Consider the following 20,341-nt stretch of genomic DNA (forward strand, 5'->3'; position numbering starts at 1 on the left):
GTTTTTCAAAAATGGCAGACGGCAATAGATTTTTCCCGGCTTTGCGTCTCATCCTCGCCGCTTTGGTTGCGGGCGTGCTGGCCGGCGCGGTCGCGGTATATGTCAGGGAAAGCAGTTCTGGCAACAAGGCGCCCGCGCAAGTGGCCGCCGGCGGCGGCAAGGACGACGTCGCCTGCGCCGCCAAGACCGACCGTGCCAAGAAGATCGCCGCCGCTGCCACCGGCCAGGTTGCCGCGCTTTTGCCGGCGGATCCGCCGCAATCGCTGAAAAGCCTTGCCTTCAACGGCCCCGACGGCAAGCCGACGACGATCGCCGATCATGCCGGCAAGACGGTGCTGCTCAATCTGTGGGCGACATGGTGCGCACCTTGCCGCGCCGAAATGCCGGCGCTCGATGCGCTGCAGAAGGAGATGGGCAGCGATGCGTTTCAGGTTGTTGCCGTCAACGTCGATGCCGGCGACGATGCCAAACCGAAGAAGTTCCTGGGGGACACCGGCGTCAAGTCGCTCGGCTACTATCGCGATGCCACGATGGCGCTGTTCAACGACGTCAAGACGCGCGGCCTGGCGCTCGGTCTGCCGGTCACCATGCTGATCGATGGGCAAGGCTGCCTGATCGCCCATATGAATGGCCCGGCCGAATGGTCGGGGCCGGATGCCAAGCGTCTGGTCGAGGCGGCGCTTCAGCCGGGATAGGCTCAGACCGTGCGCAGGCGCGGCTTGAGCACGGCAATGCTTGCGCCGCGTCGGCTGGCGGTGCGGATTGCCGGAGCGGCCACGCCCGTCAGTTCCCCGAATGTCTCGATCGGAGCCGGTTTGCCGAGGTAGTAGCCTTGCCCGATCTCGCAAGCCTCGGCGTCCAGGAACTGCAATTCACCCGGCGTCTCGATGCCTTCTGCCAGAACCGGTAGGCCGAGACCGCGTCCAAGCCCCAGCACGGCGCGAACGATCGCCGCGAACTGGGCGTTCTTGTCGACCGATTTGATGAACGACCCGTCGATCTTGATCTTGTCGAAGGGAAAGGCGCTGAGGTTGGACAGCGAAGAATAGCCGGTGCCAAAATCGTCCATCGCCACATGCACGCCAAGCGCCTTGACCTGCCTCAAGGTTGCCAGCGCGCGCGGCATGTCCTTCACCAGGGCCGTTTCGGTGATCTCCAGTTCGAGCCTGCCGGGGGCCAGGCCGGATCTCGTCAATGCGTCGTGCACCTTGCGGCTGAAGTTCGGATTGTGAAGTTGCACGGCGGAGACGTTGACGGCGACCATCAGCGGGTTTCTCCAGCGAACAGCATCGTTACAAGCCGTCGTCAGCACCCAGTCGCCGATCTGCGCGATAGCGCCACTGTCCTCGGCCACGGGGATGAAAACGGCCGGAGAAATGTCACCCCGCTCAGGGTGCTGCCAACGGACCAAGGCTTCGAAGCCGATCATCCTGCCGCCGCGGATCTCCTTCTGCGGCTGATAGACGAGGTGGAACTCCTTGCGGGCGATCGCCTGGCGCAATTCATGCTCCATCACGCGCTTGTCGCGGGCCGCGGTGCCCATGGCTATCTCGAAAAACCGATAAGTGTCCCTGCCTTCGGTTTTGGCGCGATGGAGTGCCGTGTCGGCATGGCTGATCAGGCCGGCCTGGTCTTCGGCATCCAGCGGAAAGAAGGCGATGCCGATGCTGGCCGAGACGAGGCCGGAGCCGACCGAAACCCTGTTTTCCTCCCGGATCGCCGCCAGCAAGTCCTCGGCTATCCGGCCTGCGGCCAGGGGGTCGGGGAGGTTCGGAGCTATGATGGCAAATTCATCGCCGCCGAGACGCGCGAGCATCTGTCCGTGGCGCGGGATGCCGGAAATGCAGTGCGCCAGCTTCTGCAGCATAGCATCGCCGGCCCCGTGGCCATAGAGGTCGTTGACTTGCTTGAACCGGTCAAGGTCAAGCAGCAGGAGCGCCAGATGTCCATCCTTGCCGCCACGATCCATCGAGGCGAATTCTGCTTCCAGCCGGGAAGAAAAGCTCCGCCGATTGGCAAGCCCGGTAAGCGGATCGAAATGCGCGAGGCGGAGGATCTCTTGTTCTGCCTTCTTGCGCTCACGGATGTCGCGAACGGCAAGCACCGTATGAGGCCTGCCGCAGTAGGTGATTTTCCTGGCGATCAGCTCGACAGGAATTCTCGCCCCGTCACTGCCCCTTAACTTCGCTTCCTGCGCCTGTTCGCCGAAGCCGGACATATCGGCTGCGCTCTGTCCGTCGAAAAGCTCGCCGAATTGCATCGTGTTCAGGGTGGCTGTCGCTGTTCCGGTCAGCTTCGCCATACTGTCATTGGCGCTGACAATGCGGGTGCCATCGCAAACGATCAGACCTTCCACCGCCGCATTGGCGAGATCGTGCATGCGATCGGCCTCGAGCTTCTGGCGGCGAAAGCGCAGGTCGATCCACAGCGCGGCACCCGATAGCACAAGGATTATCAGGCTGGCGACCGCTGCGGCAAAGGCCTGGGAAATGGGCTCGATGGAATGTTCGGATATTTCAATCGAGGAATCCGGAATGATCGACACCGCAGCCATCGCGATGAAATGCAAGCTGCAAATCGCCAGCGTCAAAAGCGCGGCGCCGCCGAAAGTCGCGAGCGCTGACGGACGGCGCAAGACGACAAGGAGCGCCAGTGCCGCGAGGGTCACGCCGGCCAGAAGCGATATCGCGACAAGGAGCAGGTTCCATACGACCCGGCCTTCGACCTCGAAAGCTGCCATGCCGATGTAGTGCATCGTCGCGATGGCGCCGCCCAGAATGGCGCCACCGACGAGGAAATAGTCGATGCCGCGGCGCAAGGTGGCGACCCACATCCCAAGCGCGGTCATGATAACGGCGGCGGCAAGCGAAAAGGCGGATAATCCCGGATTGTATGCGTTCGGTATTCCCGGCGTAAACGCGGTCATGGCGATGAAATGCGTCGCCCATATGCCGAACCCGGTCGAGGCCGCGGCGATCATCAGCCAGACAAGCCGGTTTCGCTCGGTCGATCGGCCGACATGCTTAAGGAGATTAACCGCTGAGAAGCAAGAAATTCCACAGACGAGTGCGGCAAGCGCAACCAGTCTCGGATCGTGCTGACTTACAATACAATTATAGACCGTCAGCATCCTGGTTCACTCGGTCTGCCAAAACTAACAGGGGAGGTGTGACTGATTAGCTCTTGGAGATTTTAACGAATGGTTAACCCGCGGGCCATGAGGCGGGTCTTTTCGGGGGAAAACCGACGCCGCTGCGCCGAAAAGACGGTGATGTGATTTCTGGCGCCCGGTTTCGGTAGCGAGTGCACTTTAGGAAGGAATGATGTTCATTGATCCGCAATAAAACCGTTGTCCGATTGTCATCAGCGCCACATATTGGCTTTGCGGAAGTGCCCCTTTCGCCAATGACAAACGGGAGATGAAACATGAAGTTCTTCGGCTTTGCGGCCGGTATCGCCGCCACCGTGACCCTGCTTTCCACCACCTCCGCCTTCGCCGTCACGCAGATCAGCTGGTGGCACGCCATGACCGGCGCCAACGCCGAGGTCGTCGCCAAGATCTCCAAGGATTTCAACGCCAGCCAGAGCGACTATGAGCTCGTTCCGGTGTTCAAGGGCACCTATCCGGAGACGCTGAATGCCGGCATCGCTGCCTTTCGTGCCGGGCAAGCGCCCGATATCCTCCAGGTGTTCGACGTCGGCACCGGCGTGATGATGGCGGCCGAGGGTGCGATAAAGCCGGTGGCCGATGTGATGACCGGCGCCGGGATGACTTTCGACAAGAGCCAGTATCTGCCCGGCATCGTCGGCTATTATTCGAAGCCGGACGGCACCATGCTATCGTTCCCCTACAACTCTTCCTCGCCGATCCTCTACTACAACAAGGACATCTTCCAGAAGGCAGGCCTCGACGTGAACAATCCGCCCAAGACGTGGAACGAGGTGTGGGAAGCTGCCAAGAAGATCAAGACGAGCGGCGCCGCCCCTTGCGGCTATACCTCGACCTGGCTGACCTGGATCCACCTGGAGAATTTCGCGGGGTGGAATGACGTGCCTTGGGCCACCCAGCAGAATGGCCTGGCTGGAGGTGATGTCGAACTCAAGATCAATGCGCCGATTTTCGTCAACCACTTCCAGGCGCTCGCTGACCTGGCCAAGGACGGCACGTTCAAATATGGCGGACGCACCTCCGAAGCCAAGCAGATATTCCTCGCCGGCGAATGCGGCATCTTCACCGAATCGTCGGGCGGCCTCGGCGATATCGTCAAGTCCGGCATGAACTATGGCATCGGCCAGCTTCCTTACGACAGTGACGCCAAGGGTGCCCCGCAGAACACGACGCCGGGCGGTGCCAGCCTGTGGGTGTTCGGCAACAAGTCGGACGAGGAATACAAGGGCGTCGCGGCCTTCTTTGTCTATCTGTCCAAGACCGATGTGCAGGAATATCTGCACCAGAAGTCGGGATACCTGCCTGTGACGCTCGCCGCATACGAGGCGACCAAGAAATCAGGCTTCTATGACAAAAACCCCGGCCGCGAGACACCCATCCTGCAGATGACAGGCAAGGCGCCGACCGACAACTCGAAGGGCGTGCGCCTGCCGAATCTGCCGCAGGTGCGTGATATCCAGAACGAGGAGATCGAGAAGATGCTGGCTGGCCAGCAAACCGCTCAGCAGGCGCTCGACAATGCCGTCGCGCGCGGCAACGCGGCGATCAAGGAAGCGCTGGAGAACTGACGGGATTATCTCGGTTAGTCGGTTGGAATATCGCCCACGCGGGCTCGCGTGGGCGACACCTGGATAGCGAGGGAAATCAGCCTGTCTCCACGCGTCGTCTTTCCCAACAAGATCCTGCCCTACCTGCTGGTGGCGCCACAACTCGCCATCACCCTGGTTTTCTTCTACTGGCCGGCCGGTCAGGCGCTTTACCAGTCGATGCTCAGGCAAGACCCGTTCGGGCTGAAGAGCAGGTTCGTCTGGTTTGCCAATTTCCGGAAGGTGCTGGCCGATCCGGCCTACCTCAACTCGATCAAGGTCACCGTAGTGTTCTCTCTTGCGACCGCGATCGTTGCCATGGTTGTCGCCCTGCTGCTCGCGGTCATGGCCGAGAAGGCCGTGCGCGGCAAAGGCCTCTACCGCACACTGTTGATATGGCCTTACGCCGTGGCGCCGGCGATTGCCGGCATGCTTTGGCTTTTCCTGTTCAATCCCTCGATCGGCTCGTTGGCCTATTTGCTGAGAAGCTTCGGCATCGTATGGGACCCGCTGCTCAACGGCACCCACGCCATGATCCTGCTGGTGTCGGCTGCTGCCTGGAAGCAGATCAGCTATAACTTCCTGTTCTTCGTCGCCGGCCTGCAGGCGGTGCCGAAAACGCTGATCGAAGCGGCGGCCATGGACGGCGCCGGCGAAACCAAGCGCTTCTGGACCATCGTCTTCCCGCTGCTTGCGCCGACAACCTTTTTCCTGCTGGTCGTCAACACCGTCTATGCCCTGTTCGACACGTTCGGCATCGTTCATGCCGTCACCGGCGGCGGGCCCGGCAAGACGACCGAGACGCTGGTCTACAAGGTCTACAATGACGGCTTCGTCAATCTGATCCTGGGCGATTCGGCGGCGCAGTCGGTCATCCTGATGGCCATCGTCATTGCGCTCACAGCGATCCAGTTCCGCTATGTGGAACGCAAAGTCCATTACGGCTGAGGGAAGCGATGATCGGCCAGTCCCCGCTCCGCACCTTCATCGCCCATGCCGTGCTCATCCTCGGCATATTGATCGTGGCTTTTCCGATCTACTACACCTTCGTTGCCTCGACGCACACGCTGCAAACGATCCTCAGGCCGCCCCTGCCGCTCTTGCCCGGCGGCCAGCTATGGAACAATTACAACGAGGCGCTGTTCGGCGGCATCGGTCGTATCGGCGGCGTCAGCGTCGGCAGGCTGCTCCTCAACACCACGATCATGGCGCTCGGCGTTGCGGTGGGAAAGATCTTCATCTCGATCCTGTCGGCCTACGCGATCGTGTTCTTTCGCTTTCCGCTGCGCATGACCTTCTTCTGGCTGATCTTCATCACCTTGATGCTTCCAGTCGAGGTGCGCATCCTGCCGACCTACAAGGTGATGGTCGATCTCGGCATGATCGACACCTATGCCGGCCTGATCGTCCCGCTGATCGCCTCGGCCACCGCAACGCTGCTGTTTCGCCAGTTCTTCATGACCATACCGGGCGAATTGGTCGAGGCGGCGCGTGTCGACGGTGCCGGGCCATGGCGCTTCTTTTTCGATATTCTGGTGCCGCTGTCGCGGACAAACATCGCCGCGCTGTTCGTGATCCTCTTCATCTATGGCTGGACGCAGTATCTTTGGCCGCTGCTCGTCACCAACAGCAACGACATGAACACCATCGTCATCGCGCTGAGAAAGATGGTTTCCTTCGCCGATGCCGACACCCAATGGCACCTCGTGATGGTCACGGCAATGCTGGCCATCGTGCCGCCGATCCTGGTGGTCGTGCTGATGCAACGCTGGTTCGTGCGCGGTCTGGTCGAATCCGAAAAGTGAGAAGCCGATGGCGACCGTGGATCTGAAGGATGTCAGGAAAATCTATCCCAGCGGCGTCGAAGCCGTGAAGGGCGTTTCCATCGCCATTCCCGACAAGGAGCTTTGCGTGCTGGTCGGCCCCTCCGGCTGCGGCAAGTCTACGCTGCTGAGGATGATCGCCGGGCTGGAGACGATTTCTGCCGGTACAGTCGCCATCGACTGCAAGGTGGTCAACGCCATTGGCCCGACCGAGCGCGACATCGCCATGGTGTTCCAGAACTACGCGCTTTATCCACATATGAAGGTCTACGACAACATGGCCTATGGCCTGCGCAACCGCGGCACGCCGAATGACGAGATCGACAGCAGGGTACGCTCGACTGCCAAGGTGCTGGAGCTTTCGGCGCTGCTCGACCGGCGCCCGCGCGAGCTTTCCGGCGGTCAGCGCCAGCGCGTCGCCATGGGTCGCGCCATCGTGCGCAACCCGAAGGTCTTCCTGTTCGACGAACCGCTGTCCAACCTCGATGCGAAATTGCGCGGGCAGATGCGCATCGAGATCAAGAATCTGCAGCGCTCGCTTGGCGTCACCTCGGTTTATGTCACGCACGACCAGCTTGAGGCGATGACGCTGGCCGACATCCTCGTCGTCATGAACGCCGGCCTGGTCGAGCAGACCGGCGCGCCGCTTGATGTGTACGAAAAACCGGCCTCGACCTTCGTCGCCTCGTTCATAGGCGCACCGCCGATGAATCTGCTGGCGCTCACAGGGGCCTCCCCAAGCTCGGTATTGGCGGACGGTACTGTGATTGGCTTGGCGCCTCGACAGGGCAAGGCAGTGACACTAGGCTTTCGTCCGGAGGACGCCGACATCACCTTCGCGGCAGAGGCGCCGGCCGGCGCGCTCGCGCTGCCGGCAACAGTGGAAGCGGTCGAACCGGTCGGTGCCGAAAGCTTTCTCCATTGCGTGGCAGCCGGCAGCCGCATCGTGGTGCGCGTCTCAGGCCGCGCCAGCGCCAAGCCAGGCGACCAGTTGCGCGTCGTGGCCAGGTCCGAAAAGCTGCATTGGTTCGATCAGGCGGGCAAACGGGTCGATTGAAGTCGGCCTTGCGCAAAACCGTTCAGGCAAACACATGCGCCTTGCCCGACACGGTCAGCCGGACGATCTCGCCGATCGCCGGCGCGTCCATGCCCGGCTTGCGCAGGATCAACGGCGTATTGCCGATGGCGGCGGCGTCGGGCGGATCGGGGCTGTTCAACAGACGCACCCCGATGGTGCACATCGAGCCGGCGAACTCCGATTCCGTCACCTCGCCGAACAGCATGTCCGGCGTGCCGGACATGCCTTCACGCGATGTGCGTTTCAGCAACACCTGCTCCGGCCGCAGCATGATGCGGGCGACGTCGCGCCGCTCCGAGCTGTCGACAGCGATGCGGCCGAGCGGCGAGATGGCGAAGCCATCGGCGATCCTTGCCGGCAGGACGATGGCGTCGCCAAGGAACTCGGCGACCATCCTGTCCTTCGGCTTGAAATAGAGCTCGCGCGGCGTGCCGACCTGCGAGAATTTGCCGTCGCGCATCACCGCGACCTGGCTGGCGAAAGACAGCGCCTCGGCCTGGTCGTGGGTGACCAGGATGGTGGTGATGCCGGCGGTTTCAAGGAGCTCGGCCACGGCCTTGCGCATCGAGGCGCGCAGGCCGGTGTCGAGCGCCGAGAACGGCTCGTCGAGCAGCATCAGCCGCGGCTTCATGGCCATGGCGCGGGCGAGCGCGACGCGCTGCTGCTGGCCACCGGAGAGTTCGTGCGGACGGCGCTTCAGGATACCTTTGTCCAGCCCGACGACATAGGCGAGCTCGGCGATGCGCTCACTGCGCTTTTCCTCGTGACGCCCCATGCCGAAGCCGATATTGGCGGCGATGCTCAGATGCGGGAATAGAGCGCCGTCCTGCGCCACCAGCCCGATGCCGCGGCGATGCGCCGGCACGGCCGTGTCGCCATCGGCCAGCACCTCGCCATCAAGCACGATGCGGCCCTGGTCCGGCGCCTCGAAGCCGGCGATCAGCCGCAGCAAGGTGGTCTTGCCGCAACCGGACGGCCCGACGACAGCCGTACGGCTGCCGCTGGCCACGCTGAGGTCGACGCCGGCAAGTGCTGCGACCGGCCCGTAGTGCTTGTGGATGCCGCTCAGCTCGAGAAAGCTCATCGCCCGGCCATCCGCTTCGACTGGACGTAGAGCAACCAGGTCAAAGGCAGCGACATCGCCACCATGATCAGGGCATAAGGCGCCGCCGACGCATAGTCGATCTCGCCGCTATAGGACCAGAACGCCATGGCCAGCGTGCGGGTGCCGTTGGGCGCCAGCATCTGGGTTGCGGTCAATTCGTTCATGATACCCAGCGCGACCAACGCCATGCCGGCTGCGGCGCCCGGCGCCGACAGGCGGATGGTCGTCGACCACAGCGCCTTGAGCGGCGACCGGCCGAGGCTGGAGGCGGCGCGTTCGAGCTCGACCGGCGCCTGTGCGATCGACGCCCTGAGGCTAATCAGGGCGCGCGGCAGGAACATCAGCGCATAGGCGACCAGGATGGTGAACAGGGTCTGGTAGAGCGGCATGGCGATACGCACGGCGATGGTGACCAGCGCCAGGGCGATGACAACGCCGGGCAACGCGCCGACGATATAGTTGCAGCCCTCCAGGACGCGTTGCAGCCGCCCCGGCGCGCGGATCGAAATCCACGCCATCGGCATTGCCGCGACGGTGGCGAGCAGCGCGCCGGCAATTGCTAGGAACAGCGTTTGGCCAAGCGCCAGGCCGATCTCGTCGAGCCGCCAGACATCGGCGCCGCCGGCCATGAGCCAGCGGCCGATAGTGGCGAACGGCACGCCGAGCGCCAGCAGCGTGGTAATGGCAGGCAGCAGCAGGCAAGGAATGGTGGCGCGCCCAAGGCCCGTGCGCTGCTGCTGGCGCGCAGCACCCGAACCGACGCGGGCATAGCGCTCCTCGCCGCGCACCAGCACCTCCAGCCCGAGCAGCACAAGGCAGCAGGTCACCAGCACGCCGGCCAGCATGTTGGCGGCGGGACCGTTGAAGGTCGACTGGAACTGGTCGACGATCGCGGTGGTGAAGGTGTCGAAGCGGATGAAGACATAGAGCCCGTATTCGGCCAGGAGATGCAGGCCGACCAGCAGGGAGCCGCCGCAAATGGCGAGCCGGAGCTGCGGCAGCACGACACGCCTGAACACACGCCACGGGCCGAGACCAAGGGCTGCCGCTGCATCCTCGAGAGCGGGATCGAGCCGGCGCAATGCCGCCGCCACCGGCAGATAAAGGAAGGGGAAATAGGCGATGACCGACACAAGCACGCCGGCCCACAGGCCGTGCAGTCTGGGCACCATGGTGACCCAGGCGTAACTGTGGACGAAGGCCGGAATGGCGAGCGGCGCCACCGACAGCCAGGCCCATAGGCGGGCACCCGGCAGATCGCTGCGCTCGGTCAGCCAGGCCAGCATGACCGACAGCACGATCGAGATCGGCACCGCCAACACCACCAGCAGGCTGGTGTTGACCAGAAGTTCGCCGACGCGCGGCCTGAACACCAGCGCCGCCACCGTTTCCCAGCCGGTCTGCACCGCCACCCAGACGATGAAGGCAAGCGGCAGCAGCGCGAAAAGCGAGACAAAGACGGCAGCCAACGCAATCCATGAGACCGACCAACGACGTGCCCGCACGGCCGTGGCGTCGGCCGGCAAGCCTGGGCGTGCGAGATCGATCGCGGATTGCATCAGATCAGACGTTGCGCCAGCTCCGCCCGGAGGCGGAAACGATCGGCGGCGGATAATCTCGCGGGTAGCTTGTGGTCATAGGCAAATGCCATCTTGAAAACAGAGCGCTCCTGTGGAAAGCGAATTCCCACAGGAGCGCAGTCGGTTGCCCTTTTAGGACGAACGCCGGCTAAAGCAAGCCGGCCGCCGTCATCAGGTCGGTCACCTTTTTCGAGTTCAGCGTCGTCGGGTCGACTTTCGGCGCCTGCAGATCGGCCAGCGGCACCAGCTTCGGATTGGACTCGGCGCCCTTGCCGACTGCGTATTCGAACGAATCGCCTGTTTTCAGCACGTCCTGGCCGCCATTGCCGGTGACCCATTTCAGGAAAGCCTGCGCTTCCTTCGGGTGCTTGCTCGAGGCCAGCACGCCGCCGCCGGAAATCGAGACGAAAGCACCGGGATCCTGATGCTTGAAATAGTGCAACTCGACGTTCTTGCTGTTCTCGCCGGTCTTGGCCTGATCGCCGTAGTAGTAATAGTGATAGATCACGCCGCCTTCGACCTCGCCGGCATTGACCGCCTTCATCACCGTGCTGTTGCCCTTATAGGCGGTAAAATTCTCCTTCATCGCCTTCAGCCATTCGGCCGTCGCCGCCTCACCCTTGAGCTGCAGAAGCGCGCTGACGATCGCCTGGAAATCGGCGCCGGAGGGCGAAGCGGCCCAGCGGCCCTTCCAGCTCGGATCGGCGAGATCGAGCAGCGATTTGGGCAGCTGGTCGGCGCTCAGCTTGGTCTTGTTGTAGGCAAAGACGGTGCTGCGCGCGGCGACGCCGACCCATTTGCCGCTCGCCGGCTGGTACTCCTGCGGAACCTGGGCCAGCGTCTCGGTGCCGACCGGTGCGAACAGGCCGGCCGCCTCGACTAATGCCATGGCCGGCGAATTCTCCGTCAGGAATACATCGGCGGGCGAAGCGGTGCCTTCCGCAACGATCTGATTGGAGAAATCGCTGTCGCCGCCATTGCGGACGGTAACCTTGATGCCGGTTTCCTTGGTGAATCCCTCCGCCCAGGCCTTGGTCAGGTTTTCGTGCTGGGCGTTGTAGACGACGATGCCCTCGTCCTCTGCTATTGCCGGGCCGGCGATCAGGCTGATTGCAAGTGCTGTCGCACCGGCAAGGGCGGAAAGAGCATATTTCATGGCGTCGTCCTCGATTTCGATGGTCTTTGGCTTGGCACGCTGCACCTACCAATACCTGACTGGTGCAGTCAACATTGCTGGCCCACTCAATCGCTCAAAAGGAGCAAACTTTCGTGATGCTCAGCTAATTTGCCTTGGACATTATTTCGCCGGCCCCGTAACAAATCAGCGCCGAGACGCGAATATCGGGGAGTGAACTCTTGTGAGCGGCAAGGACGAAGCCGAGCTTTCACGCCTGCTGCGGGCCGCGATCGCCGGAGACGAAAGGGCCTATGCCGACTTTCTGCACCGGATCGCCGCGCTCGTTCGTGGCTTTGCCCGGCGCAAGATCGTGCAGGGCGGGGTGGATCCCGAGGATGTCGTGCAGGAAACCTTGCTGGCCATTCATGTGAAACGACACACCTGGCGCCATGATGCGCCGGTGCTGCCTTGGGTCTATGCAATAGCCCGCTTCAAGCTGATCGATGCGTTCCGGCGGCGCGGTCGGCGGATCGAGATCGAGATCGACGAAATCGCCGAGACCTTTGCCGAGCCGGAATCGGAGACGGTGAGCGAGCGCGACATCAACCGGGCGCTCGACAGCCTGTCGCCGGCACAGCGTTCCGTCGTCTCGGCCGTATCGGTCGAAGGCCGGTCAATCGGTGAGACCGCGGCCAAATTCGGCATCAGCGAGACGGCTGTGCGGGTGTCACTGCACCGCGGGCTTGCCGCCATTGCCAAACGGTTCAGGGCGGGGCGGGAATAACATGAGGACCGAAGATCTCATCAAGGCGCTCGACGCCGATGCCCGCAGCAAGGCGCTGCCGCTAGGCACCACCTGGTGGCTTGCCACCGGCGCGGCCATCGTGATCGCGGCCGCGGTTTTCTGGCTGACGATCGGCCCGCGCCCCGACATCGCGATCGCCATGCACACGATGCGGTTCCTGTCCAAATTCGTCTTCACGATTGCTCTTGCCGCCAGCGCCTTTGTCCTGGTGCGTGGGCTGTCGACGCCCGGTGCATCGACCGGCCGGGCGGTGAGCTGGATGGTCGCCGCGCCGCTGCTGGTGATTGTGGCTGTGATTCTCGAACTCTTCGCCGTGCCTGCGTCCGACTGGGGCACGCGCCTGGTCGGCACGAACATGGTCATCTGCCTGACCTTCATTCCGTTGATCGGGATCGGCCCGCTTGCCGTCTTTCTCGCGGTGCTGCGCCATGGCGCGCCGACAAGGCCGGTGCTTGCCGGTGCGGCCGCGGGCCTGCTTGCCGGCGGGCTGGCGGCGACCTTCTATGCGGCGCATTGCTTCGACGATTCGCCGCTTTTCGTCGGCACCTGGTATACGATCGCGGTCGCCATCCTTGCCGTGCTCGGGGCGCTCGGCGGACGACTTTTTGTGCGCTGGTAGCGAGGCGATCAGCGTGTCGGAACGGGATGCTCGCCGCGATAGTCGTAGAAGCCGCGGCCGGTCTTGCGGCCGAGCCAGCCAGCCTCGACATATTTGACCAGCAGCGGGCAGGGGCGGTATTTCGAATCCGACAGCCCGTCATGCAGCACCTGCATGATCGACAGGCAGGTATCGAGCCCGATGAAATCGGCAAGCTGCAGCGGCCCCATCGGATGGTTGGCGCCGAGCTTCATGGCGGTATCGATGGCGTCGACCGAGCCGACACCTTCATAGAGCGTGTAGATCGCCTCGTTGATCATCGGCAGCAGGATGCGGTTGACGATGAAGGCCGGGAAATCCTCCGAGACGGTGATCGTCTTGTCGAGCTGCTTCACATAGGTTTTTGCCGCCTCGAAGGTCTGGTCCTCGGTGGCGATGCCGCGCACCAGCTCGACCAGCTTCATCACCGGAACCGGATTCATGAAATGTATGCCGATGAAGCGTTCCGGCCGGTCGGTCTGCGAAGCCAGCCGTGTGATCGAGATCGATGACGTGTTCGTCGCCAGGATGGCCTCGGGGTTGAGCTGCGGGCAGAGCTGGGCATAGATCTTGCGCTTGACCGTCTCGTCCTCGGTCGCTGCTTCGATCACCAGATCGGCGCCCGCAAGGTCGGCCATGGCCGGTGCCGCCGAAATGCGCGCCATCGCCTCATTGCGCAGCTTTTCCTCGAGTTTGCCGGAGCCGACCTGACGGGCCATGTTGCCGCTGACCGTGGCGATGCCCTTTTCGATGCGGTCGGGCGAAATATCGTAAACCAGCACCTTATAGCCCGCCAGCGCCGACACATGGGCGATGCCGCCACCCATCTGGCCCGCGCCGATGATGCCGATCGTCTCGATCTTGCTCATTACCCGATCCCGTCGAGGCCTTTGCGGCCCGTTTTTTGTGCAATGCAAACTAAAAGGGCGGGGCGACTTCGTCTACCCCACCCCTCAGAATTTAATACGCTTTGGCAGAAGGCGTCAAAGCGCCTTTTGCAGTTCCGGCAGAATGACGAAGAGATCGCCGACGAGACCGTAGTCGGCGACCTGGAAGATCGGCGCTTCCTCGTCCTTGTTGATGGCAACGATCACCTTCGAATCCTTCATGCCGGCAAGGTGCTGGATGGCACCGGAGATGCCGACGGCAATATAAAGGTCTGGCGCTACCACCTTGCCGGTCTGGCCGACCTGCCAGTCGTTCGGCGCATAGCCGGCATCGACGGCGGCGCGAGATGCGCCAACCGCCGCACCGAGCTTGTCGGCGACCGGCAGGATGACCTCCTGGAACTTCTCGGAGGAGCCCAGCGCACGGCCGCCCGAGATGATGATCTTGGCCGAGGTCAGCTCTGGACGGTCGGTCTCGGAGAGCTTGTTCTCGACAAAGCTCGACAGGCCGGGATTGGCCGCCGCCTGGACCGTCTCGACCGGCGCGGAACCGCCCTCGGGTGCTGCCTGGAAGGAAGCGGTACGCACCGTGATGACCTTCTTGGCGTCACTGGACTGCACCGTCTGGATGGCGTTGCCGGCATAGATCGGCCGCTTGAAGGTGTCGGGCGACACGACTTCGATGATTTCAGATATCTGGGCGACATCGAGCAGCGCCGCCACGCGGGGCGCGACGTTCTTGCCCGACGAGGTCGCCGGCGCGATGATCGTCTCGTATGGCTCAGCAAGCGAAACGACGAGTGCCGCCAGCGGTTCGGCGAGACGCTCGGTCAGTTCGTCGGCGTCGGCGAGCAGCACCTTGGTGACGCCCTTGAGCTTGGCGGCGGCGTCCGCTGCCGGCTTGGCACCTTTGCCGGCAACCAGCACATGCACGTCCGAACCGATCTGCAGCGCCGCCGAAAGCGCCTTGGCGGTCTGGTCGGAAAGCGCAGCGTTGTCGTGTTCGGCAATCAGAAGAATAGCCATGATGTTTTCCTGACTTTCGTCTTCGAGGCTCCTGAAATCCGGTCAGGCCGAGTCGAAAACGGTTGGTTTCGAGAACCGGAGCGGAGCGTACTTCAGTACGTGAGCACCGGAAGCGGAGAAACCGGCCGTTTGCAGGCCGGCCTCATCGGATTTCCTTAGAGCACGCCGGCTTCGTTCTTCAGCTTGTCTACCAGTTCGGCGACGCTCTTGACCTTGACGCCCGCCTTGCGGCCGCCCGGCTCCTCGGTCTTGATCACTTTAAGCCGCGGCTTGACATCGGCGCCGTAATCGGCAGGGCTCTTCTCGTCGAGCGGCTTCTTCTTGGCCTTCATGATGTTGGGCAGAGACGCGTAGCGTGGCTGGTTCAGCCGCAAATCGGCCGTGACGATCGCCGGCATCTTCAGTTCCAGCGTCTGCAGGCCGCCATCGACCTCGCGCGTCACCGTGGCCTTGTCACCGTCGAGCACGATCTTGGAGGCGAAGGTGCCCTGCGCCCAGCCGAGAAGTGCGGCCAGCATCTGGCCGGTCTGGTTGGAATCGTCGTCGATCGCCTGCTTGCCGAGAATGACAAGGCCGGGCTGTTCTGCCTCGACGACGCCCTTCAGCACCTTGGCGACGCCCAGCGGCTCAGTCTGCTCGTCGGTCTTGACCAGGATGGCGCGGTCGGCGCCCATGGCGAGCGCCGTGCGCAAGGTCTCCTGTGCCTGCTGCGGCCCGATCGACACGACGATGATCTCTTCGGCCTTGCCAGCTTCCTTCAGCCGGATCGCCTCTTCGACCGCAATCTCGTCGAACGGGTTCATCGCCATCTTGACGTTGGCGAGTTCCACCGCCGAACCGTCCGCCTTCACCCGGACCTTGACGTTCGCATCCACAACCCGCTTCACGGGCACAAGGATCTTCATTTGCCTGTCACCTCTTTCACGATAGTCTCTTCACGCTCGTCGGGCGCGCTATAGCAGCGTGCACCTCTTCAGAGTTGTCGAAAGCCGACATTCCGGACGGAATTCTGGTCTTCGCCACGCCAGTAGGGTGGCGCTTCCGTAGTTGCGGCGACCCCGCGCGTCAATATCCGGGGCGCACTCGGATGCTCGGCGAAGCACTCAAATCGGTTCAGTCCGGACCGGAAACGGTCCCCCGGCCCCAGCGCGGCGCCGGCTGCGCAGGTTGTGGGTCGCTTGGCGCCGGCTCCACGGCTACGGGCACCGGACCGGCGACCACGGCCGGCTCCTCGTCTGCGCCGGCGAGTAGCGGTACGCCGCGGCTGCGCAAGACAAGCACCAGCACGGCTCCAGCGATGATGCCGCCAATATGGCAGGCCCAGGAAACCTGATCCTCGCCCCCCTGGGCGAACATGAAGATCTGGAACAGGATCCACAGGATCAGCGGGATGAAGGCCGGGATGCGCAACGGGATGCGCGCGAAGACCAGCACCCATACCTTCACCCGCGGATAAAGGATCAGATAGGCGGCGACCACACCGGCGATGGCGCCCGACGCGCCAATCAGCGGCACCGGCGAATCCCAGGCAACCAGACCCTGGAAGAAAGCGCCGGCGATGGCGCAAAGCAGGTAGAAGACGAGGTAGCGGACATGGCCGAGTGCATCCTCGACATTGTCGCCGAACACCCACAGGAACAGCATGTTGCCGCCGAGGTGGAAGATATCCGCGTGCAGGAAGGAATAGGTCAGATAGCTCAGGCTCTCCGGAATGACGACAAATTGGGGAGCGAGCTCGACGCTGTCATGCACAACCGACGGGATGAAACCGAGGCCCAGCACCGCGGCGTTGGCGAAATCCTCGCCGCCCAGTGTGGTGACAAAGTAGATCAGCACGTTGAGCGCGATCAGGCTGATCGTCACATATTGCAGCTTGATGTGCCGCAGCCGGTTGGTGTCGTAAAGCGGGATAAACATCAGGCCTCTCCCGCTTCCAAAACCTGAAGATCGTGGATGACCCGGCAGATTCAGCGGTTCTTGCCGGGAACCCATAGCACGTCGGCATTTCCGTTGTCATTGACCGCGCGTGCGGCGACGAACAGAAAGTCCGAGACACGGTTGATGTATCTTATCGCCTCGCGGTTGACGTGCTCGTCCGGGTCTTGCGACAGCGCCACCATGATGCGCTCGGCGCGGCGGGCCACCGTGCGGGCGAGGTGAAGGGCAGCCGCTGCCGGCGTACCGCCGTTGAGCACGAAGGATTTGAGCGGCTCAAGGTCCTTGTTGAGGAGATCGATATCCTGTTCGATGCGGTCGGTCTGCGAGGCGATGATGCGCAACGGCTCGTAGTCGAGCGGCTTGCCATTATCGGGGACTGCCAGATCGGCGCCGAGGTCGAAAAGGTCGTTCTGGATGCGGCCGAGCATCGCATCGATCGCCGGATTTACTGCCGCGGTATGAATGCGGGCCATGCCGATGCAGGCATTGGCCTCGTCGACCGTGCCGTAGGCGTCGATGCGAAGGTCGGATTTCAGCCGCCGCTCGCCAGAGCCGAGGCCTGTGGTGCCATCGTCGCCAGTGCGGGTGTAGATCTTGTTGAGCTTGACCACGGGTTACCTCCCGGCTGGTGGCTGCTGCGTCACTTACGGGTGAAATACACCGCCAGCATGATCAGCACCAAGGCCACGAACTGCAAGAGCACGCGCGTCTGCATCAGTTTGTTGGAGGTCATGCTGGAGCCGCCGCGCATCATGTTGATGAGGCCGCGGATCAGTACGATCACCACGGCGACCATAACGAGAACGGCGAGGATGTTGAAGACGGTTGCCATGGTGTGTTCCAGTTGGATTGCGTTCAGGCGCGTTTGGCGAGCAGACGGTAGAGTGCCGAGGACGGCAGGATGCGTTTAAGGATCGCGCCGATCCTGGCCGGCACAGTTACCACATAATGCGGGCGCGGGCGCCGCGACAGAAGCGCATGATGCAAGGCGGAATAAACCACCTCCGGCCCGGGCTTCAGCCGCGATGTGCTGCCGCCGGCCCGCAGCCGTTTGAGTTGCGCCGCATAGGCGAGGCGATGAACGGACTTCTCGTGATCGATATTTGCCAGGAACCACGCAAGGCTGTTGCTGGCGATCTTCGATTTCACCGGCCCCGGCTCGATCAGCGAAACATGGATTCCGCTGCCGAGGAGTTCTTGGTAGAGGGACAGCATCAGCCCTTCGATAGCGTGCTTCGATGCCGAGTAGGCGCCGCGGAAAGGCACCGGCGCCAGGCCGAGGATCGACGAGCAATGAACGAGACGACCATGGCCTTGGCGGCGCATCACCGGTACGACACGGCGAGTGAGGTCATGCCAGCCAAAGACATTGGCCTCGAACTGCTGCCGTAAAGCCTCGACCGGCAGGTCCTCGACGGCGCCGGGCTGTCCGTAGGCGCCATTGTTGAAGAGCGCATCGAGCCGGCCGTCGGTCCGTTCCAGCACCGACGTCACCAGCGCCTCGATCGATCCGGACTCGGTGTAGTCCAGATAAAAGGCCTCGATGCCGTCGGCCTCGAGCGCAGCGATATCTTCGGGCTTTCGGGCCGTTGCGAACACCCGCCAGCCTTCCTTCTTAAGAGCATGGGCGCAATAGGCGCCTATACCGGAAGAGGCACCTGTGACAATGATGGTGCGCAACTCTTCTCCGGGAGGAATGGTGGTTTGACCTAGGGTTGTCATTTACCGCAAACCCTTCCCATATTCGCGGCGTCGGGACAATCGAAGGGAACGCGGTTCTTGTTGCGGAAGATCGTAGCCCTCAAACGCGTCCTCTACGACGCGCTCGGCCATTTCAACACCGACGACGGCTGGGCAATGGCCAGCCATCTGGCGATCACCGCGCTGATGGCGCTTTTTCCTTTCCTGATCTTCGCCACGACGCTGGCGAGTTTTTTCGGCGCGCAGGCTTTCGCCGACACCGCCGTGCACCTTGTGTTCGACACATGGCCCGAGCAGATCGCCAAACCGATCGCGCGCGAGGTGCTCAACGTGCTTACCGTCCGGCGCAGCGACCTGTTGACCTACGGTATCGTGCTTGCCGGATATTTCGCCTCGAACGGCATCGAGGCGCTGCGCACCTCGCTCAACCGGGCCTATCGCGTCTCGGAAACGCGCGGCATCATCTACCGGCGGGTGCAGAGCATCATCTTCGTGCTGATCGCGACGGCCGGGTTTTTGGCCATCAGCGTGCTGCTGGTCTTCGCGCCATTGCTGGCACGGCTGGCCGAGTCGCATTTCGAATGGATAAAACCCTATATGGGCACGATCACGCTGTGGCGTTACGTCATCGCCTCGGTAGTCATCATCGGCGGCCTGTTCGCCGTGCATTTCTGGTTGCCGGCCGGCAAGCGCCGCTTCGTTTCGATCGTGCCTGGCATCATCTTCACGCTGGTCGGCTGGCTCATCGGGTCGACCATCTTCGCCGCCTATCTCGATCATTTCTCGTCCTATGTGACGACCTATGCCGGCCTCGCCTCGATCATGATCGCCGTCGTGTTCCTCTATATCGTCTCAGCGATCTTCATCCTCGGTGGCGAGCTCAACGCCGCGATCAGCCGCTATTTAGAGGCGCGTGCCCGCGTCGGCGGCTGAGCCGTCGCCAGCCCGACGCCGAGCGTCGCGATCGCCATGCCGGCGATCTGGAGCGGGCTCAAGTGCTCACCGAACAATGCCCAGGCGATGACCGCGGTGACAGCCGGCACGAGGTAAAACAGCGAGGCGACCTTCGACATTTCGCCGTCGCGGATCATCACCATCAACAGGAAGATGGCGCCGATCGACAGCACCAGCACGAGCCAGGCCATGGCGAAGATCAGTTCGCCGTTGACGATGACCGTTCGGGTCTCGAAGGCGAGCGAGGCCAGAGCCATCACCGATGCGCCGCCGACATATTGCCAGAACGTGGCAGCCACCAGATCGCCGCCGGAAGCAAAGCGCTTCTGCCAGATGGTGCCGGCGCTCATGCCGAGTACCGAGACCAGCGAGGCGCCCAGTGTCTCGGCCGTCACGCCGCCGCCGAGCGCACCGAGCTTCGGCCAAAGCACGATCACCACGCCGATCAACCCGAGGCCGAGACCGGCCCAGTGGCGCGGCAGGATGGCCTCGCCGAGAAGCCGGCCGGCGAGCACTGCCGTGATCAGCGGCTGCAGGCCGACGATCAGGGCTGAAAGTCCGGCGGGCATGCCCCGGTGGATTGCCCAGAACACGCCGCCGAGATAGATGCCATGCATCAGGATGCCGGCACCGGTCGCGTGCAGCGCCTCATCGCGGGTGGCGCGGCTCGAACCAAGTGCGGCCATCAAAGCGACAAGCAGGATTGCGGCCAGGACAAAGCGCGCGGCCAGGAACGTAAAGGGCTCCGCCCACGGCATGGCATAGCGCGCGCCGATGAAGCCGGTCGCCCACAGGGCGACGAAAGAGGCGGGGATGAACCGCTTGAGGCTGTGCATTTCCGGAGGCCGCGATGAATTCGGGTGAGGGATCGACTGCGGCGACTGCTTAATGCCGTTCGGGCCGGCAAGCAAAACCAAACGGTTGATCCATAGAGT

General features: G+C 62.9%; 20 protein-coding genes. 8 read left to right on the plus strand and 12 right to left on the minus strand.

Annotated features, from left to right (window positions below):
* Positions 1-11: 11 nt before the first annotated feature.
* Positions 12-695, plus strand: coding sequence for a thiol:disulfide interchange protein TlpA (gene tlpA / locus NKI47_RS24820; protein WP_352593913.1), 684 nt, complete (start codon positions 12-14; stop codon positions 693-695).
* 2 nt (positions 696-697) lie between these two features.
* Here tlpA and NKI47_RS24825 read toward each other — a convergent pair whose 3' ends face one another.
* Complete coding sequence (locus tag NKI47_RS24825; RefSeq protein WP_352593914.1) at positions 698-3,130, minus strand: bifunctional diguanylate cyclase/phosphodiesterase; 2,433 nt, start codon at positions 3,128-3,130, stop codon at positions 698-700.
* A 296-nt stretch (positions 3,131-3,426) separates the two neighbouring features.
* Here NKI47_RS24825 and ugpB point away from each other — a divergent pair, with 296 nt between their 5' ends.
* The 4 genes from ugpB to ugpC all read left to right on the plus strand — a co-directional run bounded on the left by ugpB (position 3,427) and on the right by ugpC (position 7,635).
* On the plus strand, positions 3,427-4,737 hold the full coding sequence (ugpB, locus tag NKI47_RS24830; protein ID WP_352593915.1) for a sn-glycerol-3-phosphate ABC transporter substrate-binding protein UgpB: 1,311 nt from the start codon (positions 3,427-3,429) through the stop codon (positions 4,735-4,737).
* Positions 4,738-4,818: 81 nt separating this feature from the next.
* Positions 4,819-5,703: a sn-glycerol-3-phosphate ABC transporter permease UgpA gene (gene ugpA, locus NKI47_RS24835; RefSeq protein ID WP_352593940.1), complete on the plus strand. Its 885-nt coding sequence runs from the start codon at positions 4,819-4,821 to the stop codon at positions 5,701-5,703.
* A gap of 8 nt (positions 5,704-5,711) precedes the next feature.
* Complete coding sequence (ugpE, locus tag NKI47_RS24840; protein ID WP_352593916.1) at positions 5,712-6,560, plus strand: sn-glycerol-3-phosphate ABC transporter permease UgpE; 849 nt, start codon at positions 5,712-5,714, stop codon at positions 6,558-6,560.
* A 7-nt stretch (positions 6,561-6,567) separates the two neighbouring features.
* Positions 6,568-7,635 (plus strand): sn-glycerol-3-phosphate ABC transporter ATP-binding protein UgpC, encoded by a 1,068-nt coding sequence (gene ugpC, locus NKI47_RS24845; RefSeq protein ID WP_352593917.1) that lies wholly within the window; start codon positions 6,568-6,570, stop codon positions 7,633-7,635.
* Positions 7,636-7,657: 22 nt separating this feature from the next.
* Here the strand turns inward: ugpC and NKI47_RS24850 are convergent, their stop codons facing one another.
* From NKI47_RS24850 to NKI47_RS24860, 3 genes are all read right to left on the minus strand, one after another.
* Positions 7,658-8,740: an ABC transporter ATP-binding protein gene (locus tag NKI47_RS24850; RefSeq protein ID WP_352593918.1), complete on the minus strand. Its 1,083-nt coding sequence runs from the start codon at positions 8,738-8,740 to the stop codon at positions 7,658-7,660.
* Positions 8,737-10,320, minus strand: a complete 1,584-nt coding sequence (locus NKI47_RS24855; RefSeq protein WP_352577202.1) for an ABC transporter permease — start codon at positions 10,318-10,320, stop codon at positions 8,737-8,739. The genes NKI47_RS24850 and NKI47_RS24855 overlap by 4 nt, the downstream gene beginning before the upstream one ends.
* A 169-nt stretch (positions 10,321-10,489) precedes the next feature.
* Complete coding sequence (locus NKI47_RS24860; RefSeq protein ID WP_352577252.1) at positions 10,490-11,497, minus strand: iron ABC transporter substrate-binding protein; 1,008 nt, start codon at positions 11,495-11,497, stop codon at positions 10,490-10,492.
* 202 nt (positions 11,498-11,699) lie between these two features.
* Here NKI47_RS24860 and NKI47_RS24865 point away from each other — a divergent pair, with 202 nt between their 5' ends.
* Together NKI47_RS24865 and NKI47_RS24870 are read left to right on the plus strand one after the other, a co-directional pair.
* Positions 11,700-12,242 (plus strand): sigma-70 family RNA polymerase sigma factor, encoded by a 543-nt coding sequence (locus NKI47_RS24865; protein WP_352570551.1) that lies wholly within the window; start codon positions 11,700-11,702, stop codon positions 12,240-12,242.
* Between the two features lies 1 nt (position 12,243).
* Positions 12,244-12,882 (plus strand): NrsF family protein, encoded by a 639-nt coding sequence (locus NKI47_RS24870; protein ID WP_352593919.1) that lies wholly within the window; start codon positions 12,244-12,246, stop codon positions 12,880-12,882.
* Between the two features lie 8 nt (positions 12,883-12,890).
* Here NKI47_RS24870 and NKI47_RS24875 read toward each other — a convergent pair whose 3' ends face one another.
* From NKI47_RS24875 to NKI47_RS24905, 7 genes are all read right to left on the minus strand, one after another.
* Complete coding sequence (locus tag NKI47_RS24875; RefSeq protein ID WP_023721073.1) at positions 12,891-13,769, minus strand: 3-hydroxybutyryl-CoA dehydrogenase; 879 nt, start codon at positions 13,767-13,769, stop codon at positions 12,891-12,893.
* Between the two features lie 114 nt (positions 13,770-13,883).
* Complete coding sequence (locus NKI47_RS24880) at positions 13,884-14,813, minus strand: electron transfer flavoprotein subunit alpha/FixB family protein (RefSeq protein ID WP_023677946.1); 930 nt, start codon at positions 14,811-14,813, stop codon at positions 13,884-13,886.
* Between the two features lie 155 nt (positions 14,814-14,968).
* The gene (locus NKI47_RS24885; protein ID WP_023677947.1) at positions 14,969-15,718 is read right to left on the minus strand and encodes an electron transfer flavoprotein subunit beta/FixA family protein; all 750 of its coding nucleotides are present in this window, start codon (positions 15,716-15,718) and stop codon (positions 14,969-14,971) included.
* Positions 15,719-15,926: 208 nt separating this feature from the next.
* The gene (locus tag NKI47_RS24890; protein WP_352570548.1) at positions 15,927-16,730 is read right to left on the minus strand and encodes a rhomboid family intramembrane serine protease; all 804 of its coding nucleotides are present in this window, start codon (positions 16,728-16,730) and stop codon (positions 15,927-15,929) included.
* A gap of 50 nt (positions 16,731-16,780) precedes the next feature.
* On the minus strand, positions 16,781-17,362 hold the full coding sequence (locus tag NKI47_RS24895) for a cob(I)yrinic acid a,c-diamide adenosyltransferase (protein ID WP_023677949.1): 582 nt from the start codon (positions 17,360-17,362) through the stop codon (positions 16,781-16,783).
* A 29-nt stretch (positions 17,363-17,391) separates the two neighbouring features.
* The gene (locus NKI47_RS24900; protein WP_023677950.1) at positions 17,392-17,583 is read right to left on the minus strand and encodes a twin transmembrane helix small protein; all 192 of its coding nucleotides are present in this window, start codon (positions 17,581-17,583) and stop codon (positions 17,392-17,394) included.
* A 23-nt stretch (positions 17,584-17,606) separates the two neighbouring features.
* The gene (locus NKI47_RS24905) at positions 17,607-18,473 is read right to left on the minus strand and encodes an SDR family oxidoreductase (protein ID WP_352577194.1); all 867 of its coding nucleotides are present in this window, start codon (positions 18,471-18,473) and stop codon (positions 17,607-17,609) included.
* 57 nt (positions 18,474-18,530) lie between these two features.
* Here NKI47_RS24905 and NKI47_RS24910 point away from each other — a divergent pair, with 57 nt between their 5' ends.
* Entirely contained in the window at positions 18,531-19,385 is an 855-nt protein-coding gene (locus NKI47_RS24910; RefSeq protein WP_292656768.1) for a YihY/virulence factor BrkB family protein, read from the plus strand.
* Here NKI47_RS24910 and NKI47_RS24915 read toward each other — a convergent pair.
* The gene (locus tag NKI47_RS24915; protein ID WP_352593920.1) at positions 19,352-20,242 is read right to left on the minus strand and encodes a DMT family transporter; all 891 of its coding nucleotides are present in this window, start codon (positions 20,240-20,242) and stop codon (positions 19,352-19,354) included. The genes NKI47_RS24910 and NKI47_RS24915 overlap by 34 nt on opposite strands.
* Positions 20,243-20,341 lie beyond the last annotated feature (99 nt).

Source organism: Mesorhizobium sp. M0633 (assembly GCF_040320645.1).
Lineage (GTDB): Bacteria > Pseudomonadota > Alphaproteobacteria > Rhizobiales > Rhizobiaceae > Mesorhizobium.